Source organism: Antarctobacter heliothermus (assembly GCF_900188425.1).
Classification (GTDB): Bacteria; Pseudomonadota; Alphaproteobacteria; order Rhodobacterales; family Rhodobacteraceae; genus Antarctobacter; species Antarctobacter heliothermus.
Genome location: NZ_FZON01000001.1, coordinates 215,963 through 241,470, shown reverse-complemented (window position 1 = coordinate 241,470; position 25,508 = coordinate 215,963). Strand labels below are relative to the sequence as shown.

Here is a 25,508-nt window from a genome sequence, read left to right as displayed (position 1 = left end):
AGCAGCGCCGCGCCTTTCTGGTCTATGCTATGGCCGACAATCATCAGGATGCATTGGGCCGGCCCCTGATCCGAACCGCCTGTATGACCGCGCTTCCCGACCGTCGCCACCGATCCCGGTGGCGTTCAACGCCGTGTGCGGATGCATCACCGCGTTCGCCCGAAAGCGCCGCGAACACATCCACCCACACGTATGACGCGAACGTCGGCAGCGTGATCGCCCTTCCTGCCACACGCAAGGTCAAGAAACCCGACCGCGCCCCGAAATCACACCGCACACGGACCGCCGGTGAATATTGCGGGCTAAGTGTTTTCGAATTGTCTGCATGACGTCTCCCCCACGGCAATGCGTTCGACACCCGGCCTTTGGATACGGTCTGAACCTTTGCCAAACCCCGAAAACCCGGTGCGTATAGCTCAAGCCTTTGCCAATCCCGGGGAGGACACATTGATAAAGATCAATTAACATCAGAAATTTGGAATGTTATTGGATAGCAAGGCCGTCGGCGGCAGGTGGCGGGCATGACCCGGTTCGTGTGTGGGCGATTTCAAGTGGTGCTATTGGTGAAAGCGCGCGTCATAAAACATGTCAGGGTTGTGGGATCTGCCAAACGGACCATGGCTCGCCCGTTTCGCCGGACGTGAGTCGCCTGCCTGAAATCGCAGCACATCGGCGCGATGGCGGTAAAACGGGTGTCGTGGCGTATCCTGTGGCGGGTGGTTTCCCGACACGGTGCCGCGACAGCGATGCCCCGATCACGGAAAGAGGACAATTCAGTTTGCTCTTGGGCAGGGCCTCTGCGACCCTCCGGGTGTGTGTGTCCACGCTCTGACGCATCTTGCGACTGTTCGCGTGCAGGTATCTGGTACTTTCGGGGTTGGCTCCTGCCGACCCGCCTGTTCAGAAGGAGACGACATGGGTCTGAACCGACGCCCTGACTCGGACCGACTGCCGGTCAGCCAACGCATCGACCAACGGATGCCGAACCCCAAGTGCCGACAGATGCGCCCGACCGACTGGGCGATCCGGGGCGAGCTGTTCCTGAACTGCTCCTGTACGGTATTCTGCCCCTGTGTTGTCAGCCTAGGCCAACACGACCCGACAGAAGGCACCTGCAAGGCCTGGATGGCGATTGCCATCGACGACGAGGGCCACTTCGAGGGCGAGGACCCGACCGGCACAAACGTCGGCCTGATGGTCGAGATCCCCGGCAAGATGGCCGAGGGCGACTGGAAGGTGGCGGTCTACATCGACGAACGCGCCACGCCCGCCGCCTACAACGGTCTGCTCAATTTCCTGTCAGGCGAGGCGGGCGGCACCACCGGGCTGTTCACCCTGCTGGTGTCGCAGATCATCGGACACGAACGCGAAAAGGTAGAGATTGTCCGTGAGGGCACAAAACGCGGTCTGTATATCGGGCGCAAGATTCAGGGTGAGATCGAGATGGTGCAGGGGGCCTCTCCCGCAGAACCCATCGTGATCAAGAACACCAAATACTGGATGGGCCCGGACGTGATTGTGGCCAAGGGGCTGAAAAGCAAAGTGCGGGACTATGGCCGGGTTTGGGATTTTTCGGGCAAGTCGGGTGAGATTTGTGCGATCGACTGGAAAGGACCGGGGAAATGATGATCTCGCCGGACTATTGCCTGACCATGGCGCGCTACAATGCATGGCAGAACCGGCAGGTGAAGGCCTGTTTCGAAGCGCTGGACCCCACGGCGCTTAAACAGGACCGCAAGGCGTTTTTCGGATCGCTTTTGGGGACGGTGAACCACCTGCTTTGGGGGGATCTGATGTGGATGTCCCGGTTCACCGGGTCACAGCCGCCTGCGGGCGGGATCAAGGACACCCCGACATTGACCGCAACGCGTGAGGAATGGGAGATCGCGCGGTTCCGCGCGGATGCGGAGATCCTGATCTGGTCAGAGCGGCTGCGGACGGTCGACCTGACCGGGGATCTGAGTTGGTATTCCGGTGCCGTCGGGCGCGAGGTGTCCAAACCCAAGGCGCTGTGCGTGGTGCATATGTTCAACCACCAGACCCATCATCGCGGACAGATCCACGCCATGCTGACGGCCGCCGGGGCCAAGGCCCCGGTCAGCGATCTGGCGTTCATGCCGCCGGAGGGGCCGTGGTTGTAGGACAACGGGACGTGGGACGGACGCTGTTTCGCCTGGCGGCGAAAGGCGCCCCGCCCACCGTCCCTCGGACCCGCGAATTTCTGTGTTTCGAACCAAAGGAGAGACCCATGTTCAAGCCATCGATTGTCGAAACGGACAAGGATAGTGGCAGCACCCTTGCCATTGTTCAGGACATCGCTCCGGTGGTTTTCTGCGACGGCGCATCAGGGCGGCAGACCGGCGGGCGCGCGGATAAGGCGCAATGGAGAGGCTACGCGCCAAAGGCGCAAGAGGATCATCACAGGCTGAAACCGGGACACGGGCAGGTTCCTGTCACCGGGGCCGCGGGCGTGGGGAGCAACGCATGAGCTATGACGACCAGAACATTTTCGCCAAGATCCTGCGCGCAGAGATCCCCTCGACCCGCATCTATGAAGACGACGACACGCTGTGTTTCATGGACATATTCCCGCGCGCGGACGGGCATTGTCTTGTGATCCCCAAGACGCCCTGCCGCAACCTGTTGGACGCCTCTCCTGCGCAAATGACTGCGGTCATGGCGACCGCGCAAAAGGTGGCCAACGCCGCGATGGCGGCGTTGCAGGCGGATGGCATAACGGTGCAGCAGTTCAACGAGGGACCGGGCGGGCAGGAAGTCTTTCACCTTCATGTCCACATCCTGCCGCGCTGGTCGGGCGTGTCCCTGCGCCCGGCCGGTCAACCGGGTGACATGGCGCGGATCGGGGACATTGCAGACAAGTTGCGCGCGGCTCTGAGCTGATCTCAACCGGCGCAGCGATGGCATCCGGGGCCGGGACGCGCGCCCGGGGTGTTGTTTGTTTGGCAGCGGATGGCGCCAATCCGTGTCGTTTTCGTGCCAAAAAGAGACCCATCGGTCTGCGCCTTTCCGCCGAATGGCTCTAGCCTTGAATTTACCGGGGAACCAAAGTCGCTCCGGTTTGTTGTCAGTCGGGACCGGAGTGCATCCGGCGCGCCGGTCCGAAAAAAACAAGAAAGGAGAGGGACGTGTTCAAACGGATCATGGTGCCGGTCGATCTTGCTCATGCCGAACGCCTGGAAAAGGCGTTGGGCGTGGCAGAGGACCTGGCACAACACTACGGGGCAACCGTCGTGTATGTCGGCGTCGCGGCGGCGACACCGAGTTCAGTGGCGCATACGCCGGCGGAATTTGCAGCCAAGCTGACAGCCTTTGCCAAGGCAAGGGCCGCGCAAAGCGACGTCACCGCCGAGGCGCACGCCATGACAAGCCATGACCCATCGACCGACCTGGACCCGACGCTGTTGAAGGCGGTGGGAGAGACCGGGGCGGATCTGGTGATCATGGCCAGCCACATCCCGAACATCACCGATTATGTCTGGCCGTCCAACGGCGGCACGATTGCAGGCCACGCCAAGGTTTCGGTCATGGTGGTGCGCGCGTGATCGCGGGGAGGCCGGAAAACCGGCAAAAAACAAAAGAACAGGGGGGTCAGGCATGACCGATGAAACAAATAACCAGGGCATCCCCGAACCGGAGGGGGCCTCGGACATCATCAAGACCGACTACGACATCGGCCAGGACAATATCGAAACGCAGGTCGGGCCGTTTCCGGTCGATATCCACAATCCGGTTTTTGTGATCTCGGCACTGAGCGTCATTCTCTTCGTGATCTACGCATTGGTCGCGCCGACGCACGCCGGAAACTTCTTTTCCGGCGTGGATGCCAGCGCCGTGGAAGGCTGCGAGCCGGGGGCGTTTTGTGACATCGGTCTCAGGGCCTTCCTGACATCGACCTTTGACTGGTTCTTTCTGATGGCGGCAAACGTTTTTGTGCTGTTCTGCCTGCTGCTGGTCGTGACGCCGATGGGCTCTGTTCGGCTGGGTGGCGCGGATGCCAAGCCCGACTACGGCTACATCGGATGGTTTGCGATGCTGTTCGCCGCTGGCATGGGTATCGGCCTGATGTTCTTTGGCGTGCTGGAACCGGCCTATTATTTTGGCACCCCTTGGGGGGATGAGCCGCTGGGCGTGGTCCGGCCCTTTGCCGAAGACGGAACCCTGATCGAGGCAAACGTGCAAGAGGCACGCCGGATGGCGCTGGCCGCCACGTCTTATCACTGGGCGCTGCACCCTTGGGCGATCTACGCAGTTGTGGCGCTGTCGCTGGCGCTGTTCTCCTACAACAAGGGTCTGCCGCTTTCGATCCGCTCTGCCTTTTATCCGATCTTGGGCGACCGAGTCTGGGGCTGGTGGGGCCATGCGATCGACACACTGGCGGTCTTTGCCACGCTGTTCGGCCTGGCAACCTCTTTGGGCCTAGGTGCGCAACAGGCCAACGCCGGTCTGGAGTTTGTCTATGGCATTCCCAACAACATCACGGTTCAGGTCATCCTGATCATCGGGATCACCGCGATTGCCCTTGTGTCGGTACTGCGCGGGCTGGATGGCGGTGTGAAAGTACTGTCGGAAATCAACATGGTGATCGCCATTGTCCTACTGCTCTTTGTGCTGTTCGCCGCTGGTGCAACCGCCATTCTGGGCGAGTTCGTTTCGGGGATCGGGGCCTATTTCCAAGAAGTTATTCCGCTGTCGAACCCGTTCGGACGTGAGGATGACGGCTATCGTGAGGGCTGGACCGCCTTCTATTGGGCCTGGTGGATCAGTTGGTCGCCTTTTGTCGGCATGTTCATCGCGCGGGTCAGCCGTGGCCGCACCGTGCGCGAGTTCATCATCTGTGTGTTGATTATCCCCAGCCTTGTCTGCGTGTTCTGGATGGCCGTGTTCGGCGGTGCCGCGATCAACGACATGATCGCCAATCCCGATGCGTCTGCGGTCAAGGCAAACGTGATCGACAGCTACGCGCCGGAACTGTCGTTGTTCGCGATGCTGGACAGCCTGCCGCTGACGTCGATCACCTCGACCATCGGCATCGTGCTGGTCATCGTGTTCTTTGTGACCTCGTCGGATTCGGGGTCGCTGGTGATCGACACGATCACCGCAGGCGGCAAGGTCGACGCGCCGGTGCCGCAGCGCGTGTTCTGGTGTACCTTTGAGGGGTTGGTGGCCATCGCGCTGCTGATCGGTGGTGGTCTGACGTCGCTACAGGCCATGGTGATCTCGACAGGTCTGCCGTTCACGTTGGTCCTGTTGCTGATGTGTTATGCCATCTGGAAGGGTCTTGTGGCCGAACGTCAGTCACACTGAGGACAGCACAGGTCACACACTCGAAACAGAGGCCCCGGCGGAAACGTCGGGGCCTTTGCTTTTGCGGGGCTCTGGTGGGTTGACGCCGCCCGATCCTCGGGCTTTGTCTCAGGCTCCGGGACATGGAGGAGGGTATCATGCTGGATGTCGATTTTGTGCGGGCGCAGTTTCCGGCGTTTTCCGAGCCGTCCTTGCAGGGGCAGGCATTTTTCGAAAACGCGGGCGGGTCTTATACCTGCGCGCCGGTGATCGACCGGCTGACGCGGTTCTACCGCGAACGCAAGGTGCAGCCCTATGGTCCGTTTGCAGCCAGTGAGGTGGCCGGGGCCGAAATGGATGAGGCCCGCGCCCGCCTGTCGGCTCTGCTGGGCGTGGACACCGATGAGCTGAGCTTTGGCCCCTCGACCACGCAGAACACCTATGTGCTGGCCCGCGCCTTTCGCCAGTTCATGCAGCCGGGTGAGGCCATCATCGTCACCAACCAGGACCATGAGGCCAACTCTGGCCCGTGGCGGCGGTTGGAGGCCGAGGGGATCGAGATCCGCGAATGGAAGATCGACCCCGGCACCGGCCGATTGAACCCAGAGGATCTGGAAGACCTGCTGGACGAAAATGTGCGGCTGGTCTGCTTTCCGCATTGCTCGAACGTGGTCGGAGAGATCAACCCAGTGGTCGAGATCACGGCGCTGGCCCATGCGGCGGGGGCCTTTGTTTGTGTCGACGGGGTCAGCTATGCGCCGCACGGCTTTCCCGACATTGGTGGGCTAGGGCCGGATATCTACCTGTTTTCCAGCTACAAGACCTATGGCCCGCATCAGGGGATCATGGTGGTGCGCCGCACCCTGGCCAAGGTGCTGCCCAACCAGGGGCATGTCTTTAATGGCGCGACCCTGACCAAGAAATTCACCCCAGCCGGCCCGGACCACGCGCAGGTGGCCGCCTGCGCGGGCATGGTGGATTACATCGACGCTTTGGCTGCGCACCACGGCTGTGCGGCGGGTGAGGTGCATGACCTGATGCGCGCGCATGAGATCCGTCTGCTGCAACCGCTGCTGGATGCGGTGGCGGGGCGCAACGGTGTGCGCCTGCTGGGACCGAAGGCCACAGAGAACCGCGCGCCAACCGTGGCGTTGTCCCTGCCGCGATCAGCCGCGGATGCGGCGGCGAAACTCGTCGACCACGGTATCATGGCGGGGGGCGGCGATTTCTACGCCCATCGTCCCTTGCAGGCCATGGGGGTCGATCCGCAGCGGGGCGTGTTGCGGCTGTCCTTTGTCCACTACACCACTGAGGACGAGGTGGCGAAACTGATCGACGCGCTCGACCGGGTGATCTGATCGCGGGGCTTGTCCCGCGCTGACCCGCGCTATCTGACAGACGGACAAGACTTCGAAGGAGTCCGCCTTGTCTGACCAATCGCCCATCCTCGTCTGGGTCCGCCGCGACCTGCGGCTGACCGACCATGCCGCGCTGAGCGCCGCCTGCCAAACCGGCCGCCCGGTGATCCCGGTGGTGATCCGGGACAAGGGGGTAGACGATCTGGGGGCCGCGTCAAAGTGGCGGCTGGGTCTGGGCATCGGGCATCTGGCAGACCGCTACGCCAAGGCGGGATCGCGGTTGATCCTGCGCTCCGGCGAAGCGGTTGAGGTGATACAGGCGCTGGTCAGGGAAACCGGAGCAGGGGCCGTCTACTGGATGCGCGCCTATGACCCGGCCAGTGTCGCCCGCGACACCGATGTGAAATCGGCACTGAAAGAGGCTGGGTTGGAGGCGGAAAGTTTTGCCGGGCACCTGATGTTCGAACCCTGGACGGTGGAGACCCAGCAGGGGGCGTACTACAAGGTTTACACGCCGTTCTGGAAAGCGGTCCGGGACCGGGATGTGGTAGAGCCGGTGCCTGCACCGGGGCGCATCCCCGCGCCGGATGACTGGCCCGATAGCGAAAACCTTGACGACTGGAAGCTTGGGTCCGCGATGCGCCGGGGGGCGGATGTGGTGCGCCCTTGGGTCCAGCTGGGTGAACAGGCCGCGCAGGGGCGTCTGGGCGCCTTCATCGCGCACAAGGTGTCCGACTATAATGAGACCCGCAATCTGCCCTGGACCGACGGCACGTCCTGCCTGAGCGAGAACCTCAGCCTGGGAGAGATCTCACCGGCGCAATGCTGGCACGCGGGGCGGCGGGCCATGGAAGAGGGCAGCAAGGGGGCCGAGACATTTCTCAAGGAACTGGTCTGGCGCGAGTTCGCCTATCACCTGATGTGGCACACCCCGCGCCTGCTGGACAGCAACTGGCGTGAAGAGTGGGAGGCGTTCCCGTGGAACACTGACGCCAACACACCTGAGGTCATTGCCTGGACACAGGGGCGCACGGGCATTCCGTTTGTCGATGCGGGGATGCGTGAGATGTATGTGACGGGACGCATGCACAACCGCGCGCGGATGATCGTCGCCTCCTACCTGACCAAACACCTGATGACCCACTGGAAGATCGGGATGCGCTGGTTCGAGGACTGCCTGATCGACTGGGACCCGGCGGCCAATGCGATGGGCTGGCAGTGGTCGGCGGGGTCGGGGCCGGATGCGACGCCCTATTTCCGTGTGTTCAACCCGGTCACCCAGCGAGACAAGTTTGACCCGAAACGGGCCTATGTGGATCGCTGGATTGCCGAGGGGCGCAAGACACCGACAGAGACGGCGCAAAGCTACTTTGACGCCATCCCCCGCAGTTGGGCGCTATCGGCGACAGACCCTTATCCCGCGCCGATTGTCGACGTCGGCGAAGGCCGCAAACGGGCACTGTCCGCCTATCAGGACCGCGCGTTCTGAACCGGGGTTCAGTTGCTGACGCCGCCCATGCGATCCATCTTGACCCAGCCGGCCGTGTTGCCCGCCGAGGCGATCTTGCACACCGGCTTGGCGTCCGAGCAGGTTTCGATAAAGCCGCCTTCGCCGGGGGCGAGGGTGCCGGTCTTTTGCGTGAACTCCACGTCGCTGTAGACTGCGACGGGCAGGGCCGACATGTTGAAGTAGGGTATATCGCGCGCCACATTGCGCTCCCACGACCCGCCAGCCACAGCCTTGGGCTGCACCACGCGAACGGGTTCCGAAAGCGTCAAGGCAGGACGGGCCGCAGGCGCGGTTTTCTCACCCTTTTCCACCCCGACGAAACTCATCACCTTGCCGCAGCCAGAGGTTGCAAGGGCACAAATCAAAACGGCCACCAATTGCTTTTTCATCTGTCATCTCCCGCATGAGGGAACATTTCGCTCCGGAATGACTCCAGAAAACACCAAGTTTGCCAAAATCCAAAGCACAAATGCTTGTCTCGGAGGGGTTGGGACATAAACTTCGTGAAACAACAGGCTTTTGAAAGAACCTTATGTACCTGACAGACACTCATGGCCAAGCGGATCTGCCCCGCTATTTTGCGCGGGTTTTCGACCTGGCCCGCAGGATGCAGCGGGGGCGGCTGGATTTCGTGCTGCGGGACGGGCGCGTGTTCCGCGCCGAGGGACATGGGGCCGGGCCGGTGGCCGAATTGCACTTGCTGAACAATGACATATTCGCCCGGCTGATCCGTGAAGGCGATCTTGGGTTTTGCGAGGCTTATCTGGATGAATGGTGGTCGACGCCCGATCTGATGGGGTTTCTGGACCTTGTTCATGCCAACGAAGAGATGTTTGACGGCTATCCCGGCGGCGGCGTCGTGCGTGCGTGGGAACGGCTGCGGTTCTGGTTGCAATCCAACAGCAAGCGGCAGGCAAAAAAGAACATCGCCCATCACTATGATCTGGGCAACGCGTTCTACGGCCTCTGGCTGGACGAGACGATGACCTATTCCTCGGCGCTGTTTGACACCGGTCAAGAGGGGCTGGAGAAGGCTCAGGAACTGAAATACGCCTCCATGATCGACCAGATGGGGGCGCAGCCCGGCGACCATGTGCTGGAAATCGGCTGTGGCTGGGGCGGGTTCGCCGAATACGCGGCGCGCGAGCGGGGGCTGCGGGTCACCGGGCTGACCATCAGCCGGGAACAATTTGACTATGCGCAGGACCGGATCGCACGGGCGGGGTTGTCAGACCGCGTGGACCTGAAGTTGCAGGACTACCGCGATGAGCGCGGCATCTATGACGGCATCGCCTCTATCGAGATGTTCGAGGCGGTTGGCGAAAAATACTGGCCGGTCTATTTCGACACGGTCCGCCAGCGGCTCAAACCCGGAAAAACCGCGACGCTGCAAATCATCACCGTGCAGCACAAGCGGTGGGAGGTGTACCGGCGCGGGGTGGATTTCATCCAGAAATACATTTTTCCCGGTGGGATGCTGCCCTCTCCGGTGGTGTTGCGCCAGGAAATCGAGCGTGCGGGGCTTCAGGTGGTGGACAGTCTGGAATTTGGCGAAAGTTATTCCCAGACGCTGCGCCGCTGGCACGATACTTTCAATGCGCGCTGGGACGAGATCGCGGCGCTGGGGTTTGATGACAGGTTCCGGCGCATGTGGAATTTCTACCTCGCCTCTTGCGCCGCGACCTTTCACAGCGGTAACTGTGACGTGACCCAGATCACGATTGCAAAGCCCGCCTGACATATGCCCAACGCTGCGAAACTTCTTGCTGCCCTCGGCCTTGCGGCGCTGGGCTGGATCATTTCGGACATGATCCGGCCGCTGGTGCCGTTCAGCGTGGACTTTGGCTATTTCAACTACGTCAACGCGGGTCTTGGCGCGCTGGTGGGCTGGTTGTTTCTGGGGCGGCGCGCTGGGGACGGGCTGACATCGGCGATCAACAACGGGATCACCAGCGCAGTTGCCATGGTTGTTCTGGGGGTTCTGGTACAGGGCACCAATGAGATGGTGCGCCTGTCCTTTGCGCGCCGTTACGACACGCCTCTTGAGGCCATTGCCGCCATCTTTGAGAAAAGCATCGACTACGGGCTGATCCTTGGGGACATGCCGTTGATCCTGACGCTGCTGGGCGGCGCCATCGCGGTGGCGCTGGTGGTCGAGATCGCGGGCAGACGCTGGAGGTAACCCTGTCAAATCTGTTTTTCTACGGCACGCTGCGGCATCTGCCGCTGCTTGAACTTGTGTTGGGCCGGGTGCCTGACATGGTGCCTGCCCGCTTGCCGGGGCATGCGGTGGTCTGGGCCGAGGGTCAGGCCTTTCCGCTAGTGATCGAACGCGATGGCGGCATGGCCGAGGGCATGCTGGTGCGCGGCCTCAGCGATGCGGACCGCGCGGCGCTGGATTTCTACGAAGGCGGCTTTGTCTACGCGTTGCGCCCGGTGATGGTGGACACCGACGAGGGCGCGCATGCGGCAGAGGTGTATTTTCCGCAGACGGATCGATGGCGACCGGGGGCGGACTGGTCGCTGGACGACTGGGCGGCGCGTTGGGGCACCGTGACCATGGGGGCCGCGCGTGAGGTGATGGACCGGCGCGGGTCGTTTGAGGCGCGTGAGGTGGCGGGGATGCTGCCGTTTTTCCGCGCCCGCGCCTGGGCGGGGCAGATCGCGTCCAAGGGCGCGCCGCAGACCCTGCGCCGCGCCAGCGGCATGGAAGACGTCGATTATCAGGGTGCGCGCGGCACGCCCTTCAAAGGGTTCTTTCGGATCGATCCCTTTCGGCTGCGCTATCGCCGCTTTGATGGGACATGGAGCGCGGCGCTGGAGCGGGAGTGTTTCATTGCCTTCGATGTGGCGCTGGTGCTGCCTTATGATCCTGTTCTGGACAAGGTGCTGCTGATCGAACAGATGCGGTTTGGTCCGATCCATCGCGGTGATCCGGCGCCTTGGGTGTTGGAGGCGATCGCGGGCGTGGTCGATGCGGGCGAGACCCCCGAAGAGGCGGCGCGGCGCGAGGCGGTGGAAGAGGCGCATGTGGACGTGAAAGAGCTGCGTCTGGCCTGCCGGGGCTATGCCTCACCGGGGTATACGACCGAGTTTTATCACTCTTATGTGGGGCTGTGTGACCTGTCCGGGCGGGACAAGGGGCTGGCCGGGCTGGATGAGGAGAACGAGGACATCCGCAGCCATGTGGTGTCTTTGGATCACGCGCTGGAGCTGGTCGATACGGGCGAGATCAACGTGGTTCCGCTGGCGATGCTGATCAATTGGGTCGCGGCACGGCGGGGCCAATTGCGGTCGGGCTAAAAGAGCTGTCCACGCGTGGACAGCGGAGCGGCCTATATAGATCAAGGGTTTACAGAGACGGTTTTACGTTTCGGTAACTTTTGGATCGCCCGGCCCACCATCCCCGGCTGCTGGCGTGATCAGCCGTCCAGCAACGCCGCAAGCGCGCTGTGCGGGCGCACCACATCGGCCAGTGTGTATCCGTCCAGCGTGGCAAAAAACGCCTCTTGCGCCTGCGCCAATGGACCCCGCAACCCGCAGGCGGGCAGGATCAGGCAGGATTTGTTGGTCCCGAAACACTCTGCCACCGGATCATCGCGTTTCATCGCCCGCACCACGTCGCCGATGCGGATCAGCTCTGCACCACGGCCAAGGGTCAGCCCGCCGTTGCGCCCGCGTTCAGAGTGGGCAAAGCCCTCTGCCACAAGCTGTGTCGCGACCTTGGACAGGTGATGGTCCGACAGATCATAAAGGGCGGCGATCTGCGATGTCGGCACGCGGTCCGGCGACCGCACCGCCAATGTCATCAGAATCCGCAAGGCGTAGTCGGTGAATTTGTCCAGCTGCATGGCGCCTTATTTAGCATTTGAAATGCGCATTTGGTAGTGTTAGATAATGCGCATCGAAAATACCAATTAAAGGCGATTCTCATGACACTCTCGGATGCCTTCCTGTGGCCTGGAACCAAGGTCTGCGAAAAACTGGGCGTCGATCCGGAAGGAGAGGCCGGATTGCTGCGCTGGATGGTCAACACGCTGGTCTACCTTGTGCTGAGCCTGACCGTTGTCTGGGTGCTGGTGGTTTGAGCATGCCGCCGCGCATCCCCGTCACCGTGGCGCAGATTGAAACGGTTGTGGCCCGGTTCTATGCGCGCGTGCGCGTCGACCCGGTGCTGGGGCCGGTATTCGCCGCCCATGTGAAGGACTGGCCGCCGCATGAGGCCAAGATCGTGCGGTTCTGGCGCAACGCCCTGTTGCTGGAACGGTGTTACAACGGCAATCCGATGCAGGTGCATGCCGCGGCAGGCAACGTCAAAAGCGACCACTTTGCCGTTTGGCTGTCGCTGTTTGACGGCGTTCTGCACGAGGAACTGCCGCCGATGCTGGCCGCGTCGTGGTCGGCGCTGGCCCACAGGATTGGACGCGGGCTGAGCTATGGGCTTCCGTCGTCCTGCGGGGCGGAAATGGTGCCCAATCTGGGCTGAATTCAGCCGGTCCTGACGCCGCGCGGTTGCCCCCTGTCGCGGCCCCCCCCATGCATTTTTCGAAAAAATGTGCCCGGCGTCGCAACCCGGCAGCGGGTTCGCGCGTTGACGCGGTCAATGGGACCGCGATGGCGCGTTTCCCGGGCCGACCCGCACAGGCGGAGCCGGCCCTGTGGTGCGCGTCATCGGCTTGAGTTCCCCCCACACGGGCCCTAAACCAAGGGCAACCGGGATCGAAAGGACATGTCATGCGCAATTCGCAGGACCTCGCACAGGCCGTCGGGCAGACGCCGCTGATCAAGCTTCGCAAGGCGTCGGAACTGACCGGCTGTGAGATTTGGGGCAAGGCAGAGTTCATGAACCCCGGCCAATCGGTCAAGGATCGCGCGGCGCTGTACATCATCAAGGACGCCATCGCCAAAGGCCAGCTGGAGCCGGGCGGCACCATCGTCGAGGGCACAGCCGGAAACACCGGCATCGGGCTTGCGCTGGTGGGGGCCTCGATGGGGTTCAAGACGGTGATCGTCATGCCCGAGACGCAGAGTCAGGAAAAAAAGGACATGCTGCGGCTGGCCGGTGCCGAATTGGTGCTGGTGCCTGCGGCGCCTTACAAGAACCCCAACAACTATGTACGCTATTCCGGGCGTCTGGCCGAGGAATTGGCCAAGACGGAACCGCATGGCGCGATCTGGGCGAACCAGTTCGACAACGTGGCCAACCGGCAGGCGCATATCGAAACGACTGGCCCCGAGATCTGGGAGCAGACCGGCGGCAAGGTCGACGGGTTCATCTGCGCGGTAGGCTCTGGCGGGACGGCAGCGGGCGTTGGCATGGCTCTGCAGCCCAAGGGTGTGAAATGCGGCATCGTCGATCCGATGGGGTCGGGGATCTACACGCTGTATACCGAAGGGGAGGCCAAACCCGAGGGCAGTTCGATCTCCGAAGGGATCGGGCAGGGGCGCATCACCGCCAACCTTGAGGGGTTCAAGCCCGATTTCCTGGCCCAGGTCAGCGACGAAGAGGCGCTGCCGATCGTGTTTGACCTGCTGGCCGATGAGGGCCTGTGCATGGGCGGATCGACCGGCATCAACATCGCGGGGGCCATCCACATGGCGCGCGAGATGGGGCCGGGCCATACCATCGTGACCGTGCTGTGCGACTACGGCACGCGCTATCAGTCCAAGCTGTTCAACCCGGATTTCCTGCGTGACAAGGGGCTGCCGACGCCGCCCTGGATGGCGCGCGGCCCGTCCAGCATCCCCGGCGTATTCGAGGACGCATGACCCTGAACATCCGCACCGTTTTACGGCCCGCTGCCGCCCTTCTGGTTGTCCTGTTCTTCTGGGCCACGACGGTTTGGGCGCAACAGGCGACATCGCCGGACTATACGTCCTGGGAAACCATCGCCACGCGCGCCGAGGCCATGGTCGACGCCGAGCGTGCCTCGGACGAGCGGCTGGAAACGCTGCGCGCGCAGGTCGCCACTTGGCGTGAGCAGTTCCAGGCCGCGCAGGACGTCAATGCCTCGCGTATCCAGACGCTGGAGGCGCAGATCAAGGCCTTGGGGCCGGAACCCGAGGACGGCACGGAAACCGCTGAGATCAAGGATCAGCGCAACCTGCTGAGCACGCAGCTGGCGGATCAGCGTGCGCCTGTGCTGCGCGCCGAGGCGGCCTATTCGCGCGCCAATGCCATCGTTGGCGAGATTGACCGGATCATCCGGGAACGCCAGGCCGACGCGCTGCTGGAGTTCGGGCCCTCGCCCCTGAACCCGATCCACTGGCCCGGCGCCTTGCAGAACCTGAAAACCACGTTTGTGTCGCTCTGGCAGGAGATCGTGGCCAACGTCGGGTCACGCTCGGCGCGGTCGGCGGCGCTGCAAAACGCACCGGCGGTTCTGTTGTATCTGATCATCGGCGTCATGCTGATCACGCGCGGGTCGATCTGGGCGCGCACCGCTGTCGAGAAATTGCGCAGCGGCACGCGCCGCGGGACCGGGGTCTTTCGTTTCCTAGTGTCACTGGGCCAGATCCTGCTGCCCTATCTGGGCATTGTCGCCCTGCTGCAGGCGTTGAACGCGACCGGCTTTGCGGTTGACGAATGGAACGTGCTGCTGGGCAAGCTGCCGTTCTGGGCAGCGCTGATGTTCGGCATTCGCTGGCTGGCGGATCAGGCGTTCAACAACGACGACGAGGTGGCGGCGCTGCCGCTGCCCGCCGATGAGCGACCCAAGGCGCGCCGTCTGGCGAACGCCCTGTCGTTTCTTTATGTGCTGGAAGATTTCGTCTCAACGCTGATTGCCTTTGACGGCTATCCGACAGAGACCGCCACAGTGGTGCAGTTCCCGGTGCTGCTGTTGTCGGGTCTGCTGTTGGTGCGGCTGGGCCGGTTGCGCAATGACGCGCCGATCGTGGGCTCTGCCGCCGCGCTGGAAGAAGCTGCCGGAGATTTCCGCCTGCGCTTTGCCAAGCTGCTGGGGCGGATCATCCAGGTTGTGGGCGTTGCCGGGCCGATCATGGCCGCAATCGGCTATTTCAAGGTCGGCGAGGCGCTGGTCTATCCCGCCATCGCGACGCTGGCGCTGGTCGGCCTTGTCATGGTGCTGCAACGCTTCATCAACAACCTCTACGAGATGGTGACGGGTCGGCATCCGGACCATACCAACAGCCTGTTGCCGGTTCTGGCGGGGTTCATTCTGGCGTTGGTCGCTCTGCCGGTTCTAGCGCTGATCTGGGGCGCGCGGGAGGCCGATCTGACAGAGATCTGGGCGCGCGCGCAGGAGGGTATCTCGCTCGGGGATACGCGGATCTCGCCGACGTCGATCATTGTGGTGATCGCTGTGTTTGCGGCGGGCTACATGCTGACGCGTCTGATGCAGGGGGCGCTGCGCACCTCTGTGCTGCCCAAGACCAAGATGGACCAGGGCGCGCAGAACGCCATCGTGTCCGGCATCGGCTATGTCGGGATCTTCCTGGCGGTGGTGATCTCCGTCACCGCAGGCGGGCTGGACCTGTCGTCGCTGGCCATCGTCGCTGGTGCGCTGTCGGTCGGTATCGGTTTCGGCCTGCAGAACATCGTGTCCAACTTTGTCTCTGGCATCATCCTGCTGATCGAACGGCCCATCGGTGAGGGCGACTGGATCGAGGTGGGCGGCACCCACGGGATCGTCAAGGACATCTCTGTCCGCTCGACCCGAATCGAGACGTTCGACCGGTTTGATGTGATCATTCCCAACGCCGATCTGGTGACGGGCACCGTGTCGAACTACACGCGCGGCAATTCACTGGGCCGGATCATCATCGAGGTGGGGGTGGCCTATGGCTCTGACACCCGCAAGGTGGAGCGTATCCTGCTGAACATCGCACGCCAGCATGATATGGTTCTTATGAACCCCGCTCCGGCAGTGGATTTCATGGGCTTTGGCGCGGATTCTCTGGATTTCCGCATTCGGGCGATCCTGCGGGACGTGGGTGCGGGGCTTGGGGTCAAGACCGAGATGCGCCACCAAATCGTTGAACGCTTTACTGAAGAAGGCATCGAGATCCCGTTTGCGCAACGCGATCTCTGGCTGCGCAATCCCGATGTGCTGGCCGACGCGGTGGAATCCAAATGGACCGCCGCCAGCGCCGAGCGTGAAAAATCGCAAAGCGGCAGCACGCCGCGCAAGTCTACCGCCACGTTGGGCGATGAGCGGGTCGGCGATGAGGATGAGGGCTGACGATGGAACTGTATCGTGAGGATGCCTATCTGCGGGACGCCCCAGCAGAGGTGGTGGCGCTGACCGAAGAGGGCGGCATCGTGTTGTCGCAGTCGATCTTTTATCCTACCGGCGGCGGTCAGCCGGGGGACAGCGGCTGGCTGGAGTGGGACGGGCAGCGCCTGCCCATTGCCACCACGCTGAAGGGCGAGGCGGGCGCATCCCTACTGGTTCCGGCAGAGCCAGCATCGCTGCCGCCGGTGGGCACGCAGATCATGCAGGAGCTGGACTGGGAACGCCGCCACAGGCACATGCGTATGCACACTGCGCTGCATCTGCTGAGCGTGGTGGTTCCGCTGCCTGTGACCGGCGGGCAGGTGGGTGCGGGCACCGGGCGGCTGGATTTTCTGATGCCTGAACCGCCGCAGGACCGCGAGGCGCTGGAACAGGCGCTGAACCGGCTGGTGGACCGCGATCTGGAGGTCAGCGACGGCTGGATCTCCGAGGCGGAACTGGAGGCGCGGCCGGACCTGGTCAAGACCATGTCGGTGCAACCGCCGCGCGGCGCCGGTCAGATCCGTCTGGTACGGATCGGGACCGGGACCGAGCAGGTGGATCTGCAACCCTGCGGCGGCACCCATGTGGCGCGCACCGGAGAGATCGGCGCGCTGAAGCTGGGCAAGATCGAGAACAAGGGCAAGCAGAACCGGCGGATAAATATCGCGCTGGTTTGAGGTGGCGCAGCCGCTGGCCGAGCAGGCTGGGCAGAACGGGCGCGGCGCGATATCCTGCCGGGATTGAGTGATTTCAAACCGGAGGATTTCGACATGCGCCTTGTCTTGGTATTTTGCGGCTTTGCGGCGGCCGTGCCTGTTGCCGCCGAGGTCGACACCACCGCCTTTCTTCAGAGCTGCCGTGACCTGCATCAGGGCCGCGCGGGTGGCGCGACCTGTGAGGCCATGCTGGAGGGGGTGCTGGGGGCCTTTAGCCTGATCGGGGCCGATTACATGCCCCTGTCGGCGGAAATGGGCTATTGCCTGATGCCCGACATGACCGCAACCGAGGCCGCTACGGCCATTGTGCGCTACGCTGACCGCGACCCGGAGTGCGCGCAACTGGCGCATTTTTCCATGTGCATGAACCTTGCGTTTCAGGAGACTTATGGGGGGTCTTGTTGAAACGGTGTGTTTGGCGTGATCCAAATGGGCGCGTGCGCGCACAGGTTTAGCGCCTGCGGCGCGGGTGTGGTGTGGGGTGACGTGTCTTGCAGACCATGTGCGGGTGAGAGCGGGCTGTCAGCTTCTGGAGTCACCCGAACGAAGATCTTCTTCCCTGACCCATCCCTCGCCCCGCGTTTGGCCTGACAGCCCCCGCGGTCCGCGCCAAGCGAAATAGCCGTCTCCCCGCATGCGGGGCCCCTCGGCGATTTTGCTTGTCCCGGCCAGCAGGGGCCGCCTGTCGGCCCGCGCGGCGAGGGATGGCTCCGGAACGAAGATCGGGTGTGGGGTTTGGCGCGCGTTCAGGGGCGTTTCTTGAGTGGGACGCCGTAGAGTTCCATGCGGTGGCCCTTGAGCCGGTAGCCGAGTTTTTCGGCGATTTTTTCCTGCAGCGCCTCGATTTCGGGGTCGACGAATTCGATCACCTCGCCGCTGTTGAGGTCGATCAGGTGGTCGTGGTGTTCGCGTTCCGCGTCCTCGTAGCGGGCGCGGCCATCGCCGAAGTCGACCCGTTCGAGGATGCCGGCCTCTTCGAACAGTTTCACGGTGCGGTAGACCGTGGCGATCGAGATGTTGGGATCACGCGCCGAGGCCCGCGCGTAGAGATCCTCTACGTCGGGGTGATCGGTGGCGTTGTCCAGCACATCGGCGATGGTGCGGCGCTGTTCTGTCATGCGCAGGCCTTTGGCGGCGCAGCGTTCGGCGATGTTGTCTGTCATGGGTCCGGCGTGGTTTGTCTGGGGGTCGTATTAGGCAATGGCGCGCGCGAGGCCAAGCCTCGAACGCGTCGGGCGCGCAGGACGTAGACCGCGAGGGTGATCACGACAATTGTGCCGCCGATGATCATGCGGCGGGACGGGGCCTCTCCGGTGCCAAGCCAGACCCAGATCGGGGCAAGCACGGTTTCCAGCAGCAGCAGCAGGCTGACATTGGCGGCGGCGGTGTAGCGCGAGGCCTGGCTGAGGGCGAAGAAGGACAGGGGCAGGACGGCGATGCTGGCGGTGAGGATGGCCCAGAGCTGGCCCTGCGTCATCTGTGCGGGGCCGGTGGCGGTCCAGCCCGCAGCGCCCGCGATCAGCGCGCCGATGCCGATCACCGGCAGCAGGGGCAGGTCCGGGTGGTGGCGCAGGGTGACGAAGTTCAGCGCCAGGGCGAGGGCGACCCCCAGCCCGCAGGCGGCGCCGATGAGAGAGGCGGGGTCAAGCGCCGCGTCGCCGGTGTCGGTGACGGCATAGGCCAGACCGGCCATGACCAGTGCGATGGCCACCCATGTGGCGGTCGAGGTGGATTCGCCGTGCAGCACGCGGGCGAGCAGCGCCGACCAGACCGGCACTGTAGCCACCCCCAGCAGCACCGGGGCGACGGGGGACACCGCGATGCCCAGCGGAAACAGCGTCGCGTTGAGCGCGTGGCACAGGATCACCATCGCGGCGGTCGGGCCTGCAAGGCGGGCCAGATCCGCGCGGTGGGTTTTGGCGGTCAGGCCCCAGGCGGTCATGAAGATCACGCCCATACACAGGCCGCGCCAGCCGAGCATCTGAAAGCCGTCCATGCCGGAGACGCGCATCAACAGCGCATCCGGCGTCAGGATAAGCGCCCCGGCCAGAGCGAGGCCGAGGCCGAAGGCAGAGCTGCGGGCCAAGCTGCAGGCCTCAGGCGTAGAGTGGCTGCAGGCCCATCTGCATGTGCAGCATGTTCACCACGGCCTCATCCAGTTGCATCGCGCGGGCGAGCCGGTCGAGGTATTGCGCCTCTGCCTGCGTGTCGACGCGGATCGTCATGAGCGAGGCGGAATAGACCTGCATGCGCTGCGGCTCTGGCGTGTCAGAGGCGAGGGCGTCGGGATCGACCGGCGCCTTGAGCTGGGCCTGGATGAAGGCGCGGTCCGACGGGTCGGCATCGTTGCCGAGGGTTTCGAGGATCTTGGCCTGTTCGGCGCGGTCGATGTCACCGTCGCTCTTGGCGGCCTGGATCATCGCGCGCAGCATCAGGCCCGCGGCCTCTTCGGCCTCTGGCGGGGCGTTTTCAGACGACATGGCGTTCAGCAGGCCAGAGGCCCCCTGACCCTGTGCGTCGGCGGTGGTGCCGGCCATGGCGGCCAGCATCCCGGCCATGCCGGTGCCGCCCGCGCCCAGTTGCGACAGCATGCCCTCGCCCTTGCCGGTGCCCGCGCGGCCCATCATAGCCGACAGGTCCATACCGCCGGATTGCAGCGATTTCATCATGTCGGCCATCGGGTTGTCCGCACCCGCCGCCGCGCCGGGCATCGCACCCATGCCGCCCTTTTGCATCGCCTCCATCATCTCTTGCATGCCGCCGCCCTGAGGCATCTGGCCGCCCATCATCTTGCCCATCTGCCCCTGGAGCGAGGCGGCCTGGGTCTTGGCGGGCACTTGCGCGCCACCGCCCAGCAGTGAGCCGATCCCCTGTCCGCCGGACATCCTGTCCACGCCGCGTGCGGCGGCATAGCCGATGGCCATCTTGGCCAGTGTTCCCATGAGACCCATTTGGTTACTCCTCCTTGCCGGTGATGCGTCAGGACCGACTGTGGCAGAAGAACGGCGTTTCGCACAGGGGAAGTCTGTGCCGAATCTGTGCCGAAATTGTCGTCAGGGCGGGGACGGGGACGGATTGACCTTGCCGTCCTGCGGGTGTCCAAGGGGCCATGGAACGCAAGCAACAGATGGATCTGGCCGGGGCGGTCGGCATGGTGGTTTTCGCCACGATGCTGGCCTTTAACCAGGTGGCGATCAAGTTCACCAACGACGGCTTTGGCCCGATCTTTGCCGCCGGGTTGCGGTCGGTGCTGGCACTGGCCTGTCTGGGGCTGTGGATTCGATTCAGTGGACGGCGTGTCGGCGATCTGCGGCGGACACTGTGGGCAGGGCTGCTGCTGGGTCTGCTGTTCAGCGTGGAGTTCATTTTCCTGTTTCTCGCGCTGGACCTGACCAGCGTCTCGCGCGCCTCGATCACCTTTTACGCCATGCCGGTCTGGCTGGCGCTGGTGGCGCATTTCACCCTGCCGGGGGAGGCGCTGTCGGCGCGTCGCGCGTTGGGGCTGGTGCTGGCGATGACGGGTGTGGCATGGGCGCTGGCCAACCCCGACAGCCGGGGGGCCGGGGATATCCGGGGGGATGTTTTCGCGCTACTGGCGTCCTGGTCCTGGGCGGGGATCGCGTTGACCGTGCGGCTGACGCGGGCGTCGGAACTGCCCGCCGAGGGGCAGTTGTTCTGGCAACTGGCGGTGTCGGCGGTGGTGCTGTGCGCGGTGGCGCCGCTGTTTGGCCCGTTGCTGCGGGAACCGGACGCGCTGAGCCTGTTCGGGATGGCGTTTGGCGTGCTGATCGCCTCGATCGGGTTTTTGTTCTGGTTGCGGCTGATGGGGATCTATCCGGCCTCTGACGTGGCCTCATTCAGCTTTTTGTCGCCGGTCATGGCGGTGCTGTTTGGCTGGATGGTCTTTGATGAACCCGTGGGGATCGGGTTCATCGGCGCGCTGGTGCTGGTGGGCGTCGGAATTGTGCTGATCAACAGGCGGCGCAAGAGCCGCAAGAACCCGGTGGTCCCGGCCCCCTGAGCCCGCCCCGCAGGGGGGCAGGCCGTCAGGTGCCGCAAAAGGTGGCGCGCACCCGTTCGTCCTGTGCCGGGGGGCGGCGCAGATCGGCAAAGCTCTCCTCCACCGTGAAAGGGGCGGCAAGCGCCGCGTTCAGCCGGTGGAACGGCGCGTCGTCACCGGCAACCGCCGCCTCGATCATCTGTTCGATGCGGTGGTTGCGCGGGATCAGCACCGGGTTGACGCCGCGCATGAGGGTTTGCGGATCACCCTCGGTGTCCAGCCGGGTTTTCCAGCGCGTCTGCCACGCGTCAAACGCCGCGCGGTCGGTGAACTGATCGCGGGCTGATCCGTCGGCCAGCGCGCGGAACGTATTGGTAAAATCGGCGCTGTTCTCGTGCATCAGGGACAGCAGGTCACCGATCAGGGTCAGGTCGTCCTGTGTTGCTTCTGCCAGTCCGATCTTTTCCCCAAAGCGGATGCGCCAGTGGTGGCGCAGCGTGTCGGGCATGGCGTTGATCGCCTTGGTGAAATCCTCAACCGCCTTGTCGGTGTCGGGCATCAACGGCACCAGTGCGGTGGCCAGTTGCGCCATGTTCCACACGATGATGTCCGCCTGCGCCGCATAGCCGTAGCGGCCAAAGCGGTCGATGGAACTGAACACCGTGTCAGGGTCGTAGCTGTCCATGAAGGCGCAGGGGCCATAGTCGATGGTTTCCCCCGACAGGGCGCAGTTGTCGGTGTTCATCACCCCGTGGATAAAGCCCACGGCCATCCAGCGGGTGATCAGATCGGCCTGCCGGTCCATGACGGCGTTGAGCAGGTCCAGCGGGTCCTTGGCATCGGGGTAGTGACGGTCGACCGTGTAGTCGAACAGCGTTTGCAGGCGGTCGGTGTCGCGCTGCGCGGCAAACACCTGAAAGGTGCCGACCCGGATATGGCTTTGCGCGACGCGGGTCAGGACGGCACCGGGTAGGGGGCGGTCGCGGATGACCTCCTGTCCGGTGCGGATCGCGGCCAGCGCGCGGGTGGTGGGGATGCCAAGCGCGTGCATCGCCTCTGACACGACGTATTCCCGCAGCACCGGACCCAGCCATGCGCGGCCATCACCCCGGCGGGAAAATGGCGTCGGGCCGGAGCCTTTGAGCTGGATGTCGCGGCGGATGCCGTCGTGGCCCACGACCTCACCCAGCAGCAGCGCGCGGCCATCGCCCAGCTGCGGGTTGAACTGGCCGAACTGGTGGCCGGCATACAGTTGCGCCAGCGGTTCGGCCCCTTGCGGCAGGGCATTGCCGCCGAACATGGACGCCAGCGCCGGATCGTCCGCGCCGGTGATGCCCAGCAGAGCGGCCAGATCGTCGTTGAACGCGATTGTGCTGGGGGCCTTGACCGGGGTCGGTCCCTGTCGGGCAAAGAACCCATCGGGCAGGCGGGCGTAGGAATTGTCAAAGGGGATGTGCAGGGTCATGCCCCAGATATAGGCGGGGACGTCGGGTCGCGCCAGCGGTGCGGCTCGAAAAGAGCGGTGCTACAGCACGCGGGACATAAAGAGGTATTTGTCCCGGGGGGCAAACCGGGCGCGACCGTAAAAGCGGTGGGCGCGCTCATCCTCGCGGTTGGCCTCCAGGTGGAGGGCGCGCACGCCCGCCGGTTTCATCGCCTTGGCGATGCCGTCCAGCGCCTCTAGCCCCATGCCGCGCCCGCGCACGGCGGGGCGGATGTAGAGTTCATCCACGATGGCATCGAGGCCGCCAAATTCCACCGACCAGCCGAAGGTCAGCACGATATAGCCCACCGGCGCGCGGCGCGGGCCAACCAGCCAGACGGCCCCGTGTGGCGATCCCGACAGCAGCGGGGCGATGGCCGCCGCGCGGTGTTCGTCACTGGTGTCAAAACCCATTTCGGTGTGAAAGGCGGCGACGAGGGACAGCAGCTTGCCTGCGTCGTCCTCACCCGCCAGATGCAGCGATTTCATAGCCGGGACAGTCTTTCGGTCAGCAGGGCAAAGAAGCCGTCCGCATCGACGTTGCCGATAAAGGTGGCGTTGCGCGGGCGGTCGGTGACGTGCCACCAGTCGGCGACGGTCATGCCGCGTGTCAGGGCGGATTGGGTTTCGATCTCGACGTTGACAAAGCGTCCGGTGAACAGGTCGGGCTGGATCAGGTAGGCGGTCACGCAGGGGTCGTGCAGGGGCGCGCCGTCAGAGCCGTATTTCTCCTTGTCGAAGCGTTCGAAGAAATCGGTCATCTGGGCGACGGCATAGCCCACGTCGCTGCCAATGGCGCGGAACGCCTCGTTGCGGGCGGTGGTGACCAGCGCCTTGTGCGTCACGTCCAGCGGCATGACGACAATAGGCGCACCGCATTTGAACACGATGTCAGCGGCTTCGGGGTCGACGTAGATGTTGAACTCGGCCGCGGGGGTGATGTTGCCGACCTCGAAATAGGCGCCGCCCATCAGCACGATCTCACGGATGCGGGCGGCGATCTCGGGGGCTTTTTGCAGCGCGGTGGCGATATTGGTCAGCGGCCCCAGCGGGCACAGGGTGACGGTGCCGGAGGGCTGCGCGCGCAGGGTGTCGATGATGAAATCGACGGCGTGCTGATCCTGGACGGGCATGGTGGGGTCGGGCAGGTCGGGACCATCGAGGCCGGTCTTGCCGTGGACATGTTCAGCGGTGACCAGCGTATGCGCCAGCGGACGGTCGCAACCCGCGTAGATCGGGGTGCCGGGCTTGCCCGCCAGTTCGCAGACCTTGCGGGCATTGAGGGTGGTCAGCGCCAGCGGCACGTTGCCCGCAACGGAGGTGATGCCCAGAACCTCGATCTCATCGGGAGAGGCCAGCGCCAGCAGGATGGCGACGGCGTCATCCTGACCGGGATCGGTGTCGATGATGATCTTTTTCGGGGCCATCCGGGATCTCCTGCGTGATGCCGGAGCAGTCGCACGCGAAACAGGGCGGTGCAAGATGGATTGCGGCGTCGGCAAGGGTTCGCCGGGGCGTCTTGGCGGCGGTGTCAGTCCGCCGGGTCCGTGGCGGTCAGGCTGCACATGTGGATCAGCCAGCCGCCATTCGGTTGACGCCGGAACACGCACAGGGTTGTGCCTGTGCCTGTTGCCGCGCCCTCGGAAAACTCCGCGAGACCCCAGCCCAGATCACCGTCACGGCCGCCGTCCGTCAGGGTCAATGCCTTGCCGTGGCCGTTCGTCACCCAGTCGGCGTGCAGCGCGGCGATGGCGGCACGTCCCCGCGCGGGCGGCGCGTAGGGGGACAGCATCTGGGCGTCAGCGGTAAAGCAGGCGGCGCAGCCGTCGGCGTCACCGGACCGGTAGGCGGCGACATAGGCGTCCAGCAGCGGCTGAAAGGTGTCGCGCGCGGTCATGCAGAGCAGCTCGCCCCGCCCAGCACGCAGAACTTGGCGCAATGGGGGTGGTTGAGCGGCACGGGGGCCTCTGCCTGTTCCAGCGTCTCGCCCATGTCAAACTGCGGGTCGTAAGGCAGCAGGGTGCAGGCCACGACCGAGGGGCTGGCCGCGCCCTTGCGTTTGACCACCATCCGCGACGAGGAACACATCACGTCCTTGGGCGATTTGTTCAGGATGCCCCAGCATGCGGTGGTGATTTCCGGCACCTCGACGGTCATGTCCATTTCCGGGAACAGCACACATTGACCGGGGTCGGCGGCGTCGATGGCAAAGCCTTCGGATTCGAACAGCTGGGTGAATCCGGCGCGGGCGTCGGTTTCTGCCTCACCCCACATGCTGCGGCCAGCGACGGTCATGCGGATGCCGGTGTCACGCAGCCAGCGCATCCCGTCGATGGTCTTGTCAAAGGTGCCGGGGCCACGTTCGGCGTCGTGGTTGGTGCGCGACCAGTGGTCGAGCGAAATGCGCAGGGTCAAGCGATCTGCGTGTTGTGCCTGCAAGGCCTCCAGCCCGGCGCGCATCGCGGGGCGCATCATCGGGCGCATGGCATTGGTCAGAATCAGAACCTGATAGCCGCGTTCCAGACAGCGGCGTGCCATGTCGATCATCTGGGGATTCATGAACGGCTCACCGCCGGTAAAGCCGATTTCCGAGACGCCCCAGTTTCGCGCGTCAAGCTGGTCAAGGTACGCGCTGACCTCATCCGCCGTGATGTAGACAAGGCTGTCGTTCTCGGGCGAGCTTTCAATGTAGCAATTCAGACAGGCGATGTTGCACAGCGTCCCGGTGTTGAACCACAGCGTTTGCGGATCGCTGAGGGCAACCTTGGCGCGCGCCTCACCCGTTGCGGTGCTGTCGGGATCGTTGAATTTACCTACGTTTGCGGCAAGCGTGTCTTTCATGGAACATCCTTCGCGTCTTCTTTGTGACCTAGATCGTCGGCGTTGGCGGGACCAGT

29 protein-coding genes are annotated in these 25,508 nt (G+C 64.0%); 19 read left to right on the top strand and 10 right to left on the bottom strand.

The features are described from left to right. From CHB90_RS26725 to CHB90_RS01135, 9 genes are all read left to right on the top strand, one after another. The coding region (locus CHB90_RS26725) for a hypothetical protein (protein ID WP_212591552.1) at positions 1–329 on the top strand (329 nt) is incomplete at its 5' end. A gap of 586 nt (positions 330–915) precedes the next feature. After that, positions 916–1,626: a DUF1326 domain-containing protein gene (locus CHB90_RS01170; RefSeq protein ID WP_089275991.1), complete on the top strand. Its 711-nt coding sequence runs from the start codon at positions 916–918 to the stop codon at positions 1,624–1,626. Beyond that, on the top strand, positions 1,623–2,141 hold the full coding sequence (locus CHB90_RS01165; RefSeq protein ID WP_342744929.1) for a DinB family protein: 519 nt from the start codon (positions 1,623–1,625) through the stop codon (positions 2,139–2,141). Before CHB90_RS01170 ends, CHB90_RS01165 begins: the two co-directional genes overlap by 4 nt. Positions 2,142–2,248: 107 nt before the next feature. Further along, on the top strand, positions 2,249–2,488 hold the full coding sequence (locus CHB90_RS01160) for a hypothetical protein (protein ID WP_089275990.1): 240 nt from the start codon (positions 2,249–2,251) through the stop codon (positions 2,486–2,488). Beyond that, positions 2,485–2,901, top strand: a complete 417-nt coding sequence (locus tag CHB90_RS01155) for an HIT family protein (RefSeq protein WP_089275988.1) — start codon at positions 2,485–2,487, stop codon at positions 2,899–2,901. Before CHB90_RS01160 ends, CHB90_RS01155 begins: the two co-directional genes overlap by 4 nt. A gap of 245 nt (positions 2,902–3,146) precedes the next feature. Beyond that, a complete protein-coding gene (locus CHB90_RS01150) occupies positions 3,147–3,563 on the top strand; it encodes a universal stress protein (protein ID WP_089275987.1) in 417 nt (138 codons plus the stop codon). A gap of 52 nt (positions 3,564–3,615) precedes the next feature. Continuing rightward, the gene (locus CHB90_RS01145) at positions 3,616–5,325 is read left to right on the top strand and encodes a BCCT family transporter (protein ID WP_089275985.1); all 1,710 of its coding nucleotides are present in this window, start codon (positions 3,616–3,618) and stop codon (positions 5,323–5,325) included. A gap of 134 nt (positions 5,326–5,459) precedes the next feature. After that, positions 5,460–6,662: an aminotransferase class V-fold PLP-dependent enzyme gene (locus tag CHB90_RS01140; protein ID WP_089276018.1), complete on the top strand. Its 1,203-nt coding sequence runs from the start codon at positions 5,460–5,462 to the stop codon at positions 6,660–6,662. A 67-nt stretch (positions 6,663–6,729) separates the two neighbouring features. Next, the gene (locus CHB90_RS01135) at positions 6,730–8,151 is read left to right on the top strand and encodes a cryptochrome/photolyase family protein (RefSeq protein ID WP_089275984.1); all 1,422 of its coding nucleotides are present in this window, start codon (positions 6,730–6,732) and stop codon (positions 8,149–8,151) included. An 8-nt stretch (positions 8,152–8,159) separates the two neighbouring features. Here CHB90_RS01135 and CHB90_RS01130 read toward each other — a convergent pair whose 3' ends face one another. Further along, complete coding sequence (locus tag CHB90_RS01130) at positions 8,160–8,561, bottom strand: hypothetical protein (protein WP_089275983.1); 402 nt, start codon at positions 8,559–8,561, stop codon at positions 8,160–8,162. Between the two features lie 143 nt (positions 8,562–8,704). Between CHB90_RS01130 and CHB90_RS01125 the strand changes: the two genes are divergently transcribed. Genes CHB90_RS01125 through CHB90_RS01115 form a run of 3 tightly spaced genes read left to right on the top strand, consistent with a single transcriptional unit; the run spans position 8,705 to position 11,475 of the window. Beyond that, positions 8,705–9,910, top strand: coding sequence for an SAM-dependent methyltransferase (locus CHB90_RS01125; RefSeq protein ID WP_089275982.1), 1,206 nt, complete (start codon positions 8,705–8,707; stop codon positions 9,908–9,910). A gap of 3 nt (positions 9,911–9,913) precedes the next feature. Beyond that, positions 9,914–10,354 (top strand): TrgA family protein, encoded by a 441-nt coding sequence (locus tag CHB90_RS01120; RefSeq protein WP_089275980.1) that lies wholly within the window; start codon positions 9,914–9,916, stop codon positions 10,352–10,354. Further along, complete coding sequence (locus CHB90_RS01115; RefSeq protein WP_342744932.1) at positions 10,345–11,475, top strand: gamma-glutamylcyclotransferase; 1,131 nt, start codon at positions 10,345–10,347, stop codon at positions 11,473–11,475. The genes CHB90_RS01120 and CHB90_RS01115 overlap by 10 nt, the downstream gene beginning before the upstream one ends. 119 nt (positions 11,476–11,594) lie before the next feature. Here the strand turns inward: CHB90_RS01115 and CHB90_RS01110 are convergent, their stop codons facing one another. Continuing rightward, positions 11,595–12,023, bottom strand: a complete 429-nt coding sequence (locus tag CHB90_RS01110; RefSeq protein WP_089275977.1) for an RrF2 family transcriptional regulator — start codon at positions 12,021–12,023, stop codon at positions 11,595–11,597. A gap of 81 nt (positions 12,024–12,104) precedes the next feature. Between CHB90_RS01110 and CHB90_RS26450 the strand changes: the two genes are divergently transcribed. The 6 genes from CHB90_RS26450 (at position 12,105) to CHB90_RS01085 (ending at position 17,533) form a co-directional block, all read left to right on the top strand. Continuing rightward, entirely contained in the window at positions 12,105–12,260 is a 156-nt protein-coding gene (locus tag CHB90_RS26450; RefSeq protein ID WP_170940954.1) for a hypothetical protein, read from the top strand. A 2-nt stretch (positions 12,261–12,262) separates the two neighbouring features. Then, positions 12,263–12,658 carry a group III truncated hemoglobin gene (locus CHB90_RS01105; RefSeq protein ID WP_089275975.1) on the top strand — a complete coding sequence of 132 codons (396 nt, stop codon included), beginning with the start codon at positions 12,263–12,265 and terminating at the stop codon, positions 12,656–12,658. Between the two features lie 248 nt (positions 12,659–12,906). Continuing rightward, positions 12,907–13,941, top strand: a complete 1,035-nt coding sequence (locus tag CHB90_RS01100; protein WP_089275974.1) for a cysteine synthase A — start codon at positions 12,907–12,909, stop codon at positions 13,939–13,941. Next, positions 13,938–16,376, top strand: a complete 2,439-nt coding sequence (locus CHB90_RS01095) for a DUF3772 domain-containing protein (protein ID WP_089275973.1) — start codon at positions 13,938–13,940, stop codon at positions 16,374–16,376. Before CHB90_RS01100 ends, CHB90_RS01095 begins: the two co-directional genes overlap by 4 nt. After that, a complete protein-coding gene (locus tag CHB90_RS01090) occupies positions 16,373–17,089 on the top strand; it encodes an alanyl-tRNA editing protein (protein WP_089275971.1) in 717 nt (238 codons plus the stop codon). The genes CHB90_RS01095 and CHB90_RS01090 overlap by 4 nt, the downstream gene beginning before the upstream one ends. A 93-nt stretch (positions 17,090–17,182) precedes the next feature. Then, a complete protein-coding gene (locus CHB90_RS01085; protein WP_089275970.1) occupies positions 17,183–17,533 on the top strand; it encodes a GNAT family N-acetyltransferase in 351 nt (116 codons plus the stop codon). A 341-nt stretch (positions 17,534–17,874) separates the two neighbouring features. Here the strand turns inward: CHB90_RS01085 and CHB90_RS01080 are convergent, their stop codons facing one another. The 3 genes from CHB90_RS01080 to CHB90_RS01070 are packed head-to-tail and all read right to left on the bottom strand — an operon-like array spanning position 17,875 to position 20,079. Further along, positions 17,875–18,291, bottom strand: coding sequence for a Fur family transcriptional regulator (locus CHB90_RS01080; RefSeq protein WP_089275969.1), 417 nt, complete (start codon positions 18,289–18,291; stop codon positions 17,875–17,877). Further along, entirely contained in the window at positions 18,288–19,214 is a 927-nt protein-coding gene (locus tag CHB90_RS01075) for a DMT family transporter (RefSeq protein ID WP_089275968.1), read from the bottom strand. Before CHB90_RS01075 ends, CHB90_RS01080 begins: the two co-directional genes overlap by 4 nt. Positions 19,215–19,224: 10 nt before the next feature. Further along, the gene (locus CHB90_RS01070) at positions 19,225–20,079 is read right to left on the bottom strand and encodes a DUF533 domain-containing protein (RefSeq protein ID WP_089275966.1); all 855 of its coding nucleotides are present in this window, start codon (positions 20,077–20,079) and stop codon (positions 19,225–19,227) included. 158 nt (positions 20,080–20,237) lie between these two features. Here CHB90_RS01070 and CHB90_RS01065 point away from each other — a divergent pair, with 158 nt between their 5' ends. Further along, positions 20,238–21,149, top strand: a complete 912-nt coding sequence (locus CHB90_RS01065; protein ID WP_089275965.1) for a DMT family transporter — start codon at positions 20,238–20,240, stop codon at positions 21,147–21,149. A gap of 25 nt (positions 21,150–21,174) precedes the next feature. On the opposite strand, the gene CHB90_RS01060 is transcribed toward CHB90_RS01065, so the two are convergent. From CHB90_RS01060 to CHB90_RS01040, 5 genes are all read right to left on the bottom strand, one after another. Next, positions 21,175–22,593, bottom strand: coding sequence for a protein adenylyltransferase SelO (locus tag CHB90_RS01060; protein WP_089275964.1), 1,419 nt, complete (start codon positions 22,591–22,593; stop codon positions 21,175–21,177). Between the two features lie 60 nt (positions 22,594–22,653). Next, entirely contained in the window at positions 22,654–23,100 is a 447-nt protein-coding gene (locus CHB90_RS01055) for a GNAT family N-acetyltransferase (RefSeq protein ID WP_089275962.1), read from the bottom strand. Next, positions 23,097–24,038 carry a nucleoside hydrolase gene (locus CHB90_RS01050; RefSeq protein ID WP_089275961.1) on the bottom strand — a complete coding sequence of 314 codons (942 nt, stop codon included), beginning with the start codon at positions 24,036–24,038 and terminating at the stop codon, positions 23,097–23,099. Before CHB90_RS01050 ends, CHB90_RS01055 begins: the two co-directional genes overlap by 4 nt. Before the next feature lie 104 nt (positions 24,039–24,142). Then, positions 24,143–24,508: a YybH family protein gene (locus tag CHB90_RS01045; RefSeq protein ID WP_089275959.1), complete on the bottom strand. Its 366-nt coding sequence runs from the start codon at positions 24,506–24,508 to the stop codon at positions 24,143–24,145. Continuing rightward, a complete protein-coding gene (locus CHB90_RS01040; RefSeq protein WP_089275958.1) occupies positions 24,505–25,452 on the bottom strand; it encodes a radical SAM protein in 948 nt (315 codons plus the stop codon). Before CHB90_RS01040 ends, CHB90_RS01045 begins: the two co-directional genes overlap by 4 nt. Positions 25,453–25,508 lie beyond the last annotated feature (56 nt).